Genomic DNA, 12710 nt, shown 5'->3' with positions numbered 1-12710 from the left:
GCATACCTAGACAATGGCAGAACACGAAACCGGAAGAACAGCGCATTCCCAGGCAGTATCCGCACCGACTCCCGAAGCGTGGATTAAGACGGAGTTGGCGCGGCACCCCCAACGTCCCTACCCGATGGATTTCATTGCAGGATTGTTCACCGATTTCAGCGAGATCCACGGCGATCGGGCCTTTGGCGACGATGCCGCGATGAGCTGTGGCATGGCGCTATTTCATGGCGAACCGGTGCTGGTGGTGGGGAACCTGAAGGGGCGGACGCTGAAGGAGCGGGTGGCGCGAAAGTTTGGAAGCCCCGATCCTGAAGGATATCGTAAGGCTCTACGGGCGATGAAGATCGCCGAGAAGTTTGGGCGTCCTGTCTTTACGTTCCTCGATCTGGCAGGGGCGAATCCTGGCATCGGAGCCGAAGAGCGCGGGCAGGGGGAGGCAATCGCACGGAATCTATTAGAGATGTCTCGGCTGCGGGTACCGACCATCGCCACCATTACCGGCGAGGGCGGTTCTGGGGGTGCGCTGGCACTGGCGGTTGCCGATCGTGTGCTAATGCTCGAAAACGCAATTTACTCGGTGATCTCCCCTGAAGGATGTGCGTCGATCATGTGGAAGGACGCCAGCAAGAAGCAGCAAGCTGCAGCGGCTTTGAAGTACACAGCCGTGGACGTCAAATTACTTGGTTGTGTCGATGAGGTGTTGCCTGAGCCGTGGGGTGGGACGCAAAACAATCCGGAAGAGGCCATGGTGCTCGTCGACGAAAGACTGCGGAACAATCTCGCAGATCTTCGCGCCTTGCCGCTCGAGTTGCTGCTGGAGCAGCGCTACACCAAGTTTCGTAATATTGCCCAGTTTTATACCACCGCTTAACGGTACGACCGTTTCTGGAGTAGCCAGCGTTGCAAGCCTTCAATTCGACACACTCAGGCCGCTCTGAGCGCACCTTGCAACTGGCGCTCTTCGTAACATCTGCGACCTGGTTCGTCGCTTCGGATGTCCTGGCGGGACGCTCAGCGCGTGGTCTTTCGGAGCGATTTGGCCTTGACGCAGAGAGACCCTTGCTTGCCGCGCTATTTCTTCTTTTCTTGCTGGCTGTGGGGTTTTCGATCCTCCAGGCAATTGCGCATCGACACTCAACCCTTCGCGAGGTTTTGGGCCTCCCGAAGCGGCCGACATCGGTGCGGGAATGGACCCTTGGGGCGGCTGTTGGCTGGGGTTGCGTGGTGCTGGCCGTCCTCCCGATGACGCTTACCGGAAAGTTGGATGTCCAACTATGGATGCAACCGCGGGCGATCTGGCTGTTGCTTTTGAATCTTCTGACTCTCGGGATCGCGGCGCTTGCGGAAGAGGTCGCGTTTCGCGGCTACCCTTTCCGGCGTCTGATTGAAGCGATTGGGCCGGTCGCGGCGACCATTGGAATGTCTATCCTCTTTGGGCTTGGACACGCACTGAATCCGGGGGCAACGTGGACTGGCGTTTTTGTGACGATGCTGGCTGGTCTGCTGTTCTCGGTGGCGTGGTTGAGAACGCATGGGCTGTGGCTATCCTGGGGACTTCACTTTGCCTGGAATGCCAGCATTGGGGTTCTGTTTGGCCTTCCAATCAGCGGAATCAGTGACTTCGCCAGCGTGGTGCAGACGCGGGCCTTCGGACCCCTCTGGCTGACTGGAGGGAGCTACGGACCTGAGGGGGCGGCCTTCACGGTGGTAGTTTTGCTGATTGGGGTCGGGGTTCTGATACCCATTACCCGTGACTATGCGTGGAATTACACCCATAAACCGATCGTCGCGGGTGGCTATGCCATTGAAGTTCAGCCGCCGCCAGCGCATGTGGCGATGGAACAGGAAGCGAAATCGGCGCCTGCGTCCTCTCTTGTCCAGATTCTTCCTGTGACCCCTCAGACGCGTTCGGTTGGCGAGGAACCGAAGCTCTGATGGCGTCAGACTAAGCCGCTTTTGTTCTAATTTTTGAGACACAAAGGCCGGTTCTATGTGGTCTGATCAAAATTCGTGAACCGGCTCTTGTCAAAGGGGAAGAGAAGGCGCAAGCTGGTGTGTATCTGAGGTGCTTCCCATGGCACTTTTCGAATACAGATCGGCTCTCCTCCTGGGTACTCTGGCGTTGTCGCTAGGGACGGCTCCTTGTCAGGTCTTTGTGGTTGGGGAAGGCACTGCGACTGCTGATATCTCCACGGATTTCTCCCCTACGCATGTCTCGCTTCCAGATACTCCAATGACGGAGCGTGGACGTCGAGAACTGGTTCGAAATCTTGAGGCGGAGCAAGGCTTTGCTCATCGTGCGTTGCCGGTGAGTGCGAGTGTGACGCTCCGAGCGAACGGACCGATTAGTCCCGGCGGGGCGGAGTACAGAAAGTTGATCTATCAAAAGGGGGAGGCTGCGGCACTCGGGGATCGCGTCATCATTACATCGATGGAGATCAAGCCCGATCGGATTGTACTGGATCTCAACGGCGGTCCATATCTAAAGCATCGCTTTCTAAGTCACATTCAGATCAACGATGCACCCGTCGCACAAACGAACGCGGAGCGGGCTAGCGGCTCGCGAATTACGCTGATCTTCGAGGGGCATGTTCCGGAGATCTCCGCGCCAGAGGTAAAGGCTCTGCTGGAGCCGGTGATCGATTTTGGAGTGAAGACCTCCGAACAGGCGTACGCGGATACGCTGCCACCCGTGTTGAAGGAAGCAATCGCTGCACATGAGGTTTTAGTAGGAATGAACCATCGAATGGTGCTGGCTGCGCTGGGCGCACCGGAAAACAAGATGCGTGACCAGCCGAGCGGGGATGCTAGCGGCGGCCGATATGAAGAGTGGATCTATGGGCATGTTCCGCAGACCATCCGGTTTGTTCGGTTTGTAGGGGACAGGGTGACGGTCGTGGAGATTGCTGCGCTGGGTAAGCCGATAGATATTCATGACAAAGATGAGATGGGCGGCTATAACTCCACTGCGCCGACGCGTGAGGTTGCGATGGGAGACAAGCCCGCTGATGGAACTGAGAAGACGAATGGGCCTCCAACATTGCTAAAGCCTGGAGAGGCAGTATCCGCCGGTCGTTCCGACAATAAGGTTCAATTTCCCGACGATAACAAGGGGGGAGCGTCTGCTCCCGCATCTCCCACGCCGCCTCCGTCGAACAACCTTGCGTTGGCCCAGTAGCCACGGTAAGGCCGTCGTCGTGTAGACTTGTAGGAGAGCTTCAATCGCAGTTCTTCTCCTCCGATTCCCGCCGTGGTTCGTCCCGGACAATCTTTACGAGAAGCACCGGATGATGAGATTCTGCTTGCCTGCAAGGGTGGCAGCCGATCGAGCCATCCAATGCGTGGGCCGAGATATTCGTAACGTTCGTATTAGGGAGAGCAAGCATTATGGCGAAGATTGCCAAGACCGGCGACCGTAAGAAGGTCATGGATACTAACAAGAGCACGGATTGTCCGAAGTGCTCCAAACCAACTCGCATTGTGAAGCGCGTGAAGGATCGCGAGCGCGGTACCCCCGGCGGAGTGTATATCTCCTGCTCAGCGTGCGATTTCTTCGAGAAACTTTAAGCGAGCGATTCCACGCAAAATCACAGGATAAGGAGCCCTACGTGGGCTCTTTGTCGTGTGTGGGCCTGCATTTTTGCAGTGTCTTCCCAAGAGCTAAGTTTCGTAGCGGACTATGCACCAAAGTTGTACAGATAATTTACAGGCGAGGACTTGACGATCGTTGCTTGAGACGGGCAGACTCGACGCTGGAAAGTAGGAACCCCGTTTTATGATGACCAGCAGCTCTGCACTGACCTCCTCTGCTTTTGCGCCTCTCCCGCACTTCAATCGCCCAACATTTCTGATGTGTCCACCTGAGTTTTATGACGTGAACTACGTCATCAACCCGTGGATGGCGGGGAATCTGCACCAGCCGTCGCGGGATACTGCGTTTATGCAGTGGAAGAATCTCTATCGGCAGTTGCAGAGGGTGGCGGATGTTCGGCTGTTGCATGCTCGGGAAGGCTCGCCGGATATGGTGTTTGTGGCGCATGCGGCGGCGGTTCAGCATGGAGTGGCGGCGGTATCGAGTTTCGCACATCCGCAGCGGCAGACGGAGGAGGGGCATCTGCGAAAGTGGTTGCAGGAAGCAGGTTTTCTGCTGTGGGAGACGCCGCGGGAGACTTCGTTCGAGGGTGAGGGGGATGCGCTTTTCGATGCGAATGGCGGGCATCTGTGGGCTGCGCATGGGGTTCGAACCTGCCGATATAGCCATAAGCATGTAGCAGATGCCTGGCATACGCGCGTAACTTCGCTGCATCTGGTGGATCCGCGGTTTTATCATCTGGATCTTTGTTTTGCGCCACTTAGCGGGGGCTATCTGGTTTACTTTCCCGGGGCGTTCGATGCGGCTTCGCTGGCAAAGATTCATGCGGCGTATGGGGCGGATAAGCGGATTATTGTCAGCGAGTTAGAGGCTACACAATTTGGATGCAATGTGATCAATGTCGGCCGGGATATTTTGATGGGGGCGGTGGAGACGGACCTGGCTAAACGGTTGATGGAGAGCGGGTTCGATGTGACTGAGATGCCATTGGGCGAGTTTCAGCGCGGGGGCGGGTCGGCGAAGTCGCTGGCACTGCGGTTGAGTGATTCGGCGTTGGCTTTGGGGGAGGTTCGGACCGAATCGGCGATCTGATTTCTACGGTAGGCGCGAATTTTTCCTGAGTGTGGTGGAGGGGCGTTTTTGCTGGGGGTTTTCCAGAAAAACGCCTTTTTCATGTGGTGTTTTGGTGGTGAAGTTGTGGTGTTTTGCGTGGTGGATGTGGTGTTTTAGCAGCGCTCTTTTTGGCTGCTAAAAATACGCCAACTTTTTAGACTTTTTTTTCGGGCGCCCCACCCAGCCACCTAACCGAACCCGTTCCTCGATTGAGGTTCTACATCTCACCCTTCGCAAGGGCGCGAAGGATGGGGCACCCGATCGTTTTGGGTGTGTCAGATTTTAGGTGGGCACCGCTTGTGTTGGGGTGGCGTCCGAACAGGATGCCTATTTACTGTTTGTTTTCGCCTGAATCTTCTCCATCGCGAGCTTCTCTGCAGTCGTCAGTGCATCGGCCGCCGGCACTTTCACATCCGGTTCCACGCCGGTCCCCTCCCAGTTTGTTCTCGTCGCTGGATCGAGCGACTTGGCAAACGGCACACCAATGGTGAAGTAGTCGGCAACCGTGTGCCCGATACCGGGTGCGCTCCGCCGCCGGTCGTCTCGCCAACAATCGTTGCGCGCTTTTAGTTCTTCAGATCAAATGCAAACTCGTCGGCTCCTGAGAATGTTCGCTTCGACGTCAGCACAAACACGGGCTGCCTGGTCAGCCTCGGTCCCGGCAGGTATGACAGGGTCCAGTTCTGCGTGGTCGAGTCCTCCTTGCGGTTGTATATGTCGATCAGGTGCGTCGGCTTATCGAACAGGTAGCTCGCAATCAGCGTGACCATCGCCGGTTGGCCGCCGCCGTTCTGCCGTAGATCGAAGATGATCGCATCCGTATGCGCTACAAAGCCCATGGCCTCGAAGGATGGGGCACCCGATTGTTATGGGTGAGTCAGAGTTTGGAGGGGCAGCCGGGCTTTAGCTCGTTCTGGATCTGCTCATGGGTCTGCTCATGGATTTGCGGTGTCGGAGTGTGGTGATTGCTCCGAGGATTCCGGTTGCCATCAGGGCCAAGGAGGAGGGTTCGGGAACGGTTGAGTTGGTGAGAGGTTCGATGGTGAGGGTACCGGGGTAAGGTGGGAGAAATGGGACGTCGATCTTGTACACGCCGTTGAAGGTTCCGGTGAGAAAGGTAGGAGCGTCAACGGGACCGGTCAAGAGAGCGGTTGTGAAGTAGATCTGCGTGAAAGCCCTTGCCGGGGGGATAGGGCCGCCCACGTAAAAGGCGTACCCGATTAACGTTTCGGTGGGCGATAGCTCGCCGATCTGGACGAGGTAGTCAACGGAGCCGGACTGGCCGAGAAAGAGGCCGCTCACGAAGGGCAGGTAGGGTTGAGGGGAGGCGGGGAGGTCGATGGTGAGGACGCCTGGGTGGCCGTCGGAGATGTGGGGGAAGTCGAAGGAGAGCTGGTCGATGGTGTCGGCGTGAGCGGTTAGGGGGATGGACAAGGCAGAGGCAAGGAGGGCAAGAGCGAAGAGAGTTTTGCGCATAAGTGGATCCCTTCTCGAATTTAAGTGAGATAAGGGTGCGCCTTGGTTTGGGGGGCGTCAAGTGAATTCCTGGCGTTGGAGGGTCGCTTCAGGTCAGTGCGCGGCTCTCGTTCTAGACCCTCACGTCGATTGAGGTTCTACACCCCACCCTTCGCAAGCGCGCGAAGGATGGGGCACCCGATTGTTATGGGTGAGTCAAATTCTGGATGGCTTCGGCGATCTCGTCGAGAATTGCCTGGGCGGCGGCGGCGGGGGCTGTGGCCTGGGTGATGGGGCGGCCTACGACCAGCATGGAGGCTCCGTCGGCGATGGCCTGGGCGGGAGTGGCGATGCGCTTCTGATCGCCGATGGCGGTGCCGGTGGGGCGGATCCCGGGGATGACGAGGAGTGTGTCGGGGCCGGTGGCTGCGCGGACGGCGGCGACCTCTTCAGCGGAGCAGACGACGCCATCTATGCCGGATTGCGTTGCGAGCTTTGCGAGGCGGAGCACCTGGTCGGCTGGAGAGGCGGTGATGCCTGTGCCTGCCAGTTGTGCGGCGTCCATGCTGGTGAGGACTGTGACGGCGAGGAGGCGGGGGGAGCCGGGGGCGCAGGCGGCTTCGGCTGCGGCGACCATCATGGCGGCTCCTCCGCTGGCGTGGAGGGTGAGGAGGCTTGCTCCTGCCTGTGTAGCGGAGCGGACGGCGCCGGCGACGGTGTTGGGAATGTCGTGGAGTTTGAGGTCGAGGAAGACGTTGAAGCCACGGTCTCGGAGTTGGTAGATGATGGTGTTGCCGGCGGCGTAGTAGAGTTCCATGCCGACTTTGAACCATTGGCAGGTCTGGCCGAGAGTGTCGACTAGTCTGAGGGCTTGCTCGGCGTCGGGATAGTCAAGGGCTACGGCAAGGCGAGCTTTGGGACCGGGCATGAGGTGAGTGTAACTTTTTGCTTCGTTGGATGCGTGGAGAAAGTTAAGAGCAGACGATTTGTGCGGGCTCTGGGTTGGATGCGCGGGTTTGATTTAAGAAGACCGTCCGCGCGGGGCGCGAATGATCACATCTGTACACGAGAGGCATTTGGGGCGCATTCGTGATGACTTCAAGAGAGCGCAGGATCTCCTTTGCTTCATCACGAGATCGACACACTGACCAAATCATCGATCCGACAATTCCGGCGTTATCCTCTTCGTGTGGAAAAGTTGCTTAGGCTGTCTGACTGGTCATGCCTAAATATCTAGTAGCCGGTACAGGAAAAAATAATCAACTGTCCTGGTGTGGTCTTACCTTGAAATGTGGCGGTGGTTGTCGTGAAGCCGGTTTCTATCCATGCCGAAGTACCCGTGGAAATACTAATCGGCTGCGGGCAGACCCACCCATGAGGGGCTTTAACATTCCCGCCCATTGTTACCGTTACGCTACAGGTGCCAGTAGCACCTGAGACAAATTGCCCTGCAGTAGAGCCACCGATGGCGCTTGTGGCTCCGCATCCGGCTATAGTGAAGGTTGATCCGCCAGATACGACGGCTGGAACACTTAGTACTTTGTTGCAGTCGATCGTCGCAGCCACGGTGCTTGTGTCGGACTGATTCGCTGCAGTCTTCTTCTCTGTATAGAAGTCAATGGATGAACTGTAGGCTGTATTGTCGCAGTTTCTGCCGATGAACTTGGCGTGGGTGTAACCCGACAAATCTGGTGTAGTGACTGACATCAAATCGCTGGACCGCAGGTACATTCCGGTTCCGGCCTGAGAGGTAGCGGTGTCCCTAACGTGAACGCCGCCTCCAGGCAGGAAATCGTAATAGCCTTGAACCGCTGTAGGGCTCTCAGCGTGGTACGCGTAGTTCCTGCCACCGTCAACTACAGACTTCTCAGAACTCGTGTCGTGAATCAGGGTTACTCTGGACCCAGAGGGCCCGCTTAGCGATAAGGGGGGGCCTCCTATAATCCTTCCATCTCCAGACGAGGAATAAATATAGGTGCAATCGCACCCAAAGGCGTCTACGGCTTCCGTGATTAAAATTCCAGATGTCACACTGATGTATGCGTCAAGAGGAGCCGTCTTATGATTGCCAAAGAAGCTAGGCGTATCAAGCGATAGGTTGCCTCCTCTCACAACCAGCGGATAGGTTGGCCACGGGATTGCCCCTGGATCTTCAAAGTGGGTGGAGTCCATTTTTATCTGGCCACCAGCGACAACTAATTGCGTATTGTCGAAGGAGCACGAACCACATTTAAGATTGAGACCGGGCCCTGAAGCCCCCCCGCCGAAAACAACACCGTTTGCAAAGATACCAAAGCCGCCACCACCGAAAACTACACCTTCGATGTCGATGTTCTCTCCAGCATTGATGCTACCCGATGTAGCAAACTGCTGAACTCCACCCTGGAGATAGAGGTGAGACATGAGCACGTGCCAAGTGTTATTGCCGATTCCCATCGTCAGCGCGCCACCGAAGAACTTGCTGTCACGAATTACAGCTCCTTCAGCTCCATTCGAACCTCCAAGAAACAAGAGTGTCGCGGAAGAGCTGGAAGCGGCAAAGTCGCAGTCCCGAATTCCTGAGCCTACTGGTCCGCTGGGAACGGTCGCTGGGCCGGTATTGATCAAGATTCCTGTCCCGCTTCCCGTATATGTCAGCGTCTCCTCTCCATTTCCTGATGCGCCGTAGCACTGGAGAATGGCGGGCTTGTGGGGATTGTCGAAGACTATTGAGGTGCCGAATTTCTCTCCCCCGACCGCTGGTTGATAAAAAATTATGCCACCGTTCGCTGGCAGATCAGCATAGGCCGCGTTGATCTTTGCGCCTGCATCTGTTCCAGGGTAGAGGTTGGCATGCTTCCATCCTGTCGGTGAACTAAAGTTTGTATTGGTGCCAGGGGTGTTGACGATGTTTTGGGTTGCGGACGGTGTAAGGTTTACGCTGCTCGCGGGCGTACCAACGGGTTTCTGAATGGGGGTAGCAAAAGTCTGGCCAAAGGATACGGCAGTCAGCATCGATGTAAAGATGCTAAACAAGAGGCCCTTCTTCATGATGTTTCTCCCGCAGAGAGTTATATCCTCACTTCGTAACTGTAACCTGTGTTCAAGACGCCACAACGAAGCCTGGAAAGCCTTCCAAAACCCAACTGTTCTTAATTTTAATGTCGAGTAGTAGATAACCTTCTGGAACTTGTGCGCCAAGGCGGAAATTTACTTCTCCTCCTTCGCGGTGCCGGGGGCCTCGTTTTGTGAGGGAATATTGGCGATAATAGAGGTCTATGTCGAAACGTGAATTTCAAACTGAAGTTAGTCAGCTGCTGCAACTGATCATCCACTCGCTTTACTCTCACCCTGAGATCTTTCTTCGTGAACTGGTCTCGAACTCTTCCGATGCGCTGGATAAGCTTCGGCATCTGACGCTCACGGATGAGGTCTATAAGGCGCTGCCGTTCGATCCGCGCATCGAGCTGGAGCTGGATGAGGAGAAGAAGACTCTTACGATCAGCGATACGGGCATCGGAATGAATGAGGAGGAGTTGACTTCGAACCTAGGTACGATTGCGCGGTCGGGTACGAAGAACTTTTTGTCGCAGCTGTCGGGCGATGCGAAGAAGGATTCGAACCTGATTGGGCAGTTTGGCGTTGGGTTCTACAGCGTGTTCATGGTTGCGGATCGCGTCGAAGTGGTATCGCGTAAGGTTGGAGAGGAGCAGGCTTGGCGCTGGGTGAGCGATGGCAAGACCGGGTTCGATATCGAACCGGCGGAGCGAGCCGTTGCTGGCACTACGCTGGTAATTCACTTCAACGAAGAAGGGAAGCAGTACGCGAATAGCTGGCGGCTGCAGGAGATCGTTAAGAAGTACTCGAACCACATTGCGTTTCCGATCTTTCTGACTTACGACAAGAGCCAGTGGAATGAGGCAGAGAAGAAGTCGGATAAGGTTCGCACGACCGAGCAGGTGAATGCGGCGAGTGCACTGTGGCGACGTCCGAAGAGCGAGCTGACGGATGAGGACTACAAGGAACTTTATAAGTCCGTGTCGGGTGGGTGGGATGATCCGCTGTTCTGGTTCCATACCAAAGCGGAGGGGAGTCTCGAGTACACGACGCTGTTCTATATTCCGGCGAAGGCTCCTCTGGATCTGTACAACTCGGAGTACAAGGTGGGGGTGAAGCTGTATGTGAAGCGCGTCTTCATTATGGATGATGCAAAAGAGCTTTTGCCGCAGTACCTGCGCTTTGTGCGGGGGATCATCGACAGCGAAGATCTTCCGCTGAATGTGAGCCGCGAGATTCTGCAGCAGAATCGCGTGCTGACGAGCATTCGTACGGCCAGCGTGAAGAAGATTCTCTCTGAGTTGAAGAACATTGCTGCGAATCAGCCGGACGAGTATTTGAAGTTTATTGCGGAGTACAACCGTCCTCTGAAAGAGGGCCTGTACGGGGATTATGCGAATCGCGAGACTCTGCTGGAGCTGGTGCGATTCAAATCGACCAAGGTGGATGGGCTGACGAGTCTTGCGGATGTGAAGTCGCGGATGAAGGATGATCAGAAGAGCATCTACTACATCACGGGGGGCGCGGAGTCTCTGCTGCGGACTTCGCCGTTGCTCGAGATCTACAAGAAGAAGGACGTTGAGGTTCTGATTCTTGATGATGACTTTGATGAGGTGATCTTCTCGGGTGTAGACAAGTATGGCGAGATCGATCTGAAGGCAGTGAATAAATCTTCTACGAGCGAAGATCTGAAGGGCGGGGAAGAGCCGGATAAGGCAGAGGGACTGAAGCCGCTGATCGAGATGCTGAAGAAGACGCTTGGGGACCGCGTGAAAGACGTGCGAGCTTCGGTGCGGCTTGCGGATAGTCCTTCGTGCATTGTGTCGGATGAAGAGGAGCCGTCGCTGAAGATGCAGCAGATGATGCGTGCGATGGGACAGAAGGATATTCCTGCACTGAAGCCTACGCTGGAGATTAATCCTGATCATGAGATTGTGAAGAAGCTGCTGGCGCGGTCGGATGATTCGGTGGCTCAGGATGCGGCGTGGCTGCTGTTTGATCAGGCTCTCCTGATGGAAGGCGTGGCGCTTCAGGACCCCGCGGCGTTTGTGCAGCGACTTAATCGTGTTCTGAATCTTTCTGTCTAGGGTGTTTCGTGGCGGCTGTGGGTGCAGGCAGCCGCCACGCGTTTCCGTTCCGAGGACGTGCGGGCTGACGGACTAAACGTTTCATTTCGTTGAAAGCGCGAATGTGATCGGTCTGTTGCAGCAGCAGTAAGAGCGGGAAGGGCCGGAGTACCGGGGTTTTGGTTGATTGCTGTGTCGCTTCGGCATTTGCATCAAATCAGCGAGAGGGACATCTGGTTTAAGTATGAAGAAGAAGAATTCCAGCGCGGAGATGACCCTGTCGGATGATCAGTTTCAGGCGATCGCTCGCGCGCTGAGTGATCCGCGGCGGTTTGCCATCCTTCAGCAGGTGGGCGCCTCTGAGGGGATGGAGTGCAGCGCGCTGCAGGAGCATGAGTGTATTAGTCCGGCTACGGTGTCGCACCATATGAAGGAGTTAAGCGAGGCAGGGCTGATTGAGATAAAACGCGTGGGTCGAGGCGCGAACCTTTATTTGCGCCGGCCAGTGTTCGACGCTTATGTCAGGCGGCTTGCTTCTATTTAGTTTCGGTAAATCGCGAATCAGATTCGACCGTCTCCGCATCTATTTGAGAGCTGCACTGTTCGATAGATATCGAATAAAGGAGATTGAGATGGGAAAGCTTGCAGGTAAGGTAGCGGTTGTGACCGGTGCGTCGAAGGGTATTGGCGCGGCCATTGCCAAGGAGTTGGCGGCGCAGGGTGCGTCTGTTGTGGTGAACTACGCATCGAGCAAAGAGGGCGCCGACAAGGTGGTCGCAGAGATTGTGAAGGCGGGCGGGAAGGCGATTGCCGTAGGGGGCAGCGTCGCGAAGGCTGCGGAGATTGATGCGCTCTTTGCCGAGACGAAGAAGGCTTATGGCAGAGTCGATATTCTGGTGAACAACGCCGGGGTGTATGAGTTCGCTCCGCTGGAGGGGATTACGGAAGAGTCGATCGACCGGATGCTTGACATCAATGTGAAGGGATTGTTGCTCGCCACCAAGGCTGGAGTGGCTCTGTTTCCGGCAGAGGGCGGCAGCGTGATCAATATTGGGTCGGTCGCGAGTGAGCAGACGCCTCCGATGTCGGCGGTGTACAGCAGCACGAAGGGCGCCGTGGATGCGATTACGCGCGTGTTTGCGAAGGAGCTGGGGCCGAAGAAGATTCGCGTCAACGCGGTGAATCCTGGGCCTGTTGTAACGGAGGGCTTCAAGTCGGCTGGTGTGGAGGGAAGCGACTTTGAAAAGCAGATGCTGCAGGGCACGCCGCTCGGCCGTATCGGACAGCCGGATGATGTGTCCACCGTGGTTGCGTTCCTGGCCTCGGACGATGCCAAGTGGGTGACCGGTTCTCTGCTGCAGGCCGCGGGTGGGATGCGATAAGGGGAGTTGCTGAAGAGCGCTTCGGGCTTTGGAAGGAAGCTCGGAGCGCTTTTTTTTGTTTGCAGG

12 protein-coding genes are annotated in these 12710 nt (G+C 56.3%); 8 read left to right on the top strand and 4 right to left on the bottom strand.

Features of this window, described 5'->3' with window-relative positions; translation table 11 throughout:
• Positions 1–13 precede the first annotated feature (13 nt).
• The 5 genes from RBB81_RS16150 to RBB81_RS16130 all read left to right on the top strand — a co-directional run bounded on the left by RBB81_RS16150 (position 14) and on the right by RBB81_RS16130 (position 4684).
• Positions 14–871: an acetyl-CoA carboxylase carboxyltransferase subunit alpha gene (locus RBB81_RS16150; protein WP_353071363.1), complete on the top strand. Its 858-nt coding sequence runs from the start codon at positions 14–16 to the stop codon at positions 869–871.
• A gap of 188 nt (positions 872–1059) precedes the next feature.
• Positions 1060–1935, top strand: a complete 876-nt coding sequence (locus RBB81_RS16145; RefSeq protein WP_353071362.1) for a CPBP family intramembrane glutamic endopeptidase — start codon at positions 1060–1062, stop codon at positions 1933–1935.
• A 139-nt stretch (positions 1936–2074) separates the two neighbouring features.
• Complete coding sequence (locus RBB81_RS16140; protein WP_353071361.1) at positions 2075–3178, top strand: hypothetical protein; 1104 nt, start codon at positions 2075–2077, stop codon at positions 3176–3178.
• 209 nt (positions 3179–3387) lie between these two features.
• Positions 3388–3567: a hypothetical protein gene (locus tag RBB81_RS16135; protein WP_020713649.1), complete on the top strand. Its 180-nt coding sequence runs from the start codon at positions 3388–3390 to the stop codon at positions 3565–3567.
• A gap of 208 nt (positions 3568–3775) precedes the next feature.
• Positions 3776–4684 carry a dimethylarginine dimethylaminohydrolase family protein gene (locus RBB81_RS16130; protein WP_257025631.1) on the top strand — a complete coding sequence of 303 codons (909 nt, stop codon included), beginning with the start codon at positions 3776–3778 and terminating at the stop codon, positions 4682–4684.
• A 587-nt stretch (positions 4685–5271) separates the two neighbouring features.
• On the opposite strand, the gene RBB81_RS16125 is transcribed toward RBB81_RS16130, so the two are convergent.
• The 4 genes from RBB81_RS16125 to RBB81_RS16110 all read right to left on the bottom strand — a co-directional run bounded on the left by RBB81_RS16125 (position 5272) and on the right by RBB81_RS16110 (position 9340).
• Positions 5272–5544, bottom strand: coding sequence for a S41 family peptidase (locus RBB81_RS16125; RefSeq protein WP_183788161.1), 273 nt, complete (start codon positions 5542–5544; stop codon positions 5272–5274).
• 64 nt (positions 5545–5608) lie between these two features.
• Positions 5609–6181, bottom strand: coding sequence for a PEP-CTERM sorting domain-containing protein (locus RBB81_RS16120; RefSeq protein ID WP_179583735.1), 573 nt, complete (start codon positions 6179–6181; stop codon positions 5609–5611).
• Positions 6182–6365: 184 nt separating this feature from the next.
• A complete protein-coding gene (gene pyrF, locus RBB81_RS16115; RefSeq protein WP_353071360.1) occupies positions 6366–7088 on the bottom strand; it encodes an orotidine-5'-phosphate decarboxylase in 723 nt (240 codons plus the stop codon).
• A gap of 305 nt (positions 7089–7393) precedes the next feature.
• On the bottom strand, positions 7394–9340 hold the full coding sequence (locus RBB81_RS16110; RefSeq protein WP_353071359.1) for a hypothetical protein: 1947 nt from the start codon (positions 9338–9340) through the stop codon (positions 7394–7396).
• Positions 9341–9417: 77 nt separating this feature from the next.
• Between RBB81_RS16110 and htpG the strand changes: the two genes are divergently transcribed.
• From htpG to RBB81_RS16095, 3 genes are all read left to right on the top strand, one after another.
• Positions 9418–11283 (top strand): molecular chaperone HtpG, encoded by a 1866-nt coding sequence (gene htpG / locus RBB81_RS16105; RefSeq protein ID WP_353071358.1) that lies wholly within the window; start codon positions 9418–9420, stop codon positions 11281–11283.
• 223 nt (positions 11284–11506) lie between these two features.
• Entirely contained in the window at positions 11507–11806 is a 300-nt protein-coding gene (locus tag RBB81_RS16100; protein WP_179583727.1) for a winged helix-turn-helix domain-containing protein, read from the top strand.
• A gap of 88 nt (positions 11807–11894) precedes the next feature.
• Positions 11895–12644: an SDR family NAD(P)-dependent oxidoreductase gene (locus RBB81_RS16095; protein ID WP_353071357.1), complete on the top strand. Its 750-nt coding sequence runs from the start codon at positions 11895–11897 to the stop codon at positions 12642–12644.
• The last annotated feature ends 66 nt before the right edge of the window (positions 12645–12710 follow it).

The sequence above is a fragment of the Tunturibacter gelidoferens genome (assembly GCF_040358255.1).
Lineage (GTDB): Bacteria > Acidobacteriota > Terriglobia > Terriglobales > Acidobacteriaceae > Edaphobacter > Edaphobacter gelidiferens.
Note: the sequence above shows the minus strand (reverse complement) of the source record. Positions and strands in the feature narration are given on the sequence as shown.

Excerpts from the sequence above, each read along its gene's own strand:
- RBB81_RS16150 (WP_353071363.1), top strand. The coding sequence starts at position 14 with ATGGCAGAACACGAAACCGGAAGAACAGCGCATTCCCAGGCAGTATCC.
- RBB81_RS16140 (WP_353071361.1), top strand. The coding sequence starts at position 2,075 with ATGGCACTTTTCGAATACAGATCGGCTCTCCTCCTGGGTACTCTGGCG.
- RBB81_RS16135 (WP_020713649.1), top strand. The coding sequence starts at position 3,388 with ATGGCGAAGATTGCCAAGACCGGCGACCGTAAGAAGGTCATGGATACT.
- RBB81_RS16130 (WP_257025631.1), top strand. The coding sequence starts at position 3,776 with ATGATGACCAGCAGCTCTGCACTGACCTCCTCTGCTTTTGCGCCTCTC.
- RBB81_RS16125 (WP_183788161.1), bottom strand. The coding sequence starts at position 5,544 with ATGGGCTTTGTAGCGCATACGGATGCGATCATCTTCGATCTACGGCAG.
- RBB81_RS16120 (WP_179583735.1), bottom strand. The coding sequence starts at position 6,181 with ATGCGCAAAACTCTCTTCGCTCTTGCCCTCCTTGCCTCTGCCTTGTCC.
- pyrF (WP_353071360.1), bottom strand. The coding sequence starts at position 7,088 with ATGCCCGGTCCCAAAGCTCGCCTTGCCGTAGCCCTTGACTATCCCGAC.
- htpG (WP_353071358.1), top strand. The coding sequence starts at position 9,418 with ATGTCGAAACGTGAATTTCAAACTGAAGTTAGTCAGCTGCTGCAACTG.
- RBB81_RS16100 (WP_179583727.1), top strand. The coding sequence starts at position 11,507 with ATGAAGAAGAAGAATTCCAGCGCGGAGATGACCCTGTCGGATGATCAG.
- RBB81_RS16095 (WP_353071357.1), top strand. The coding sequence starts at position 11,895 with ATGGGAAAGCTTGCAGGTAAGGTAGCGGTTGTGACCGGTGCGTCGAAG.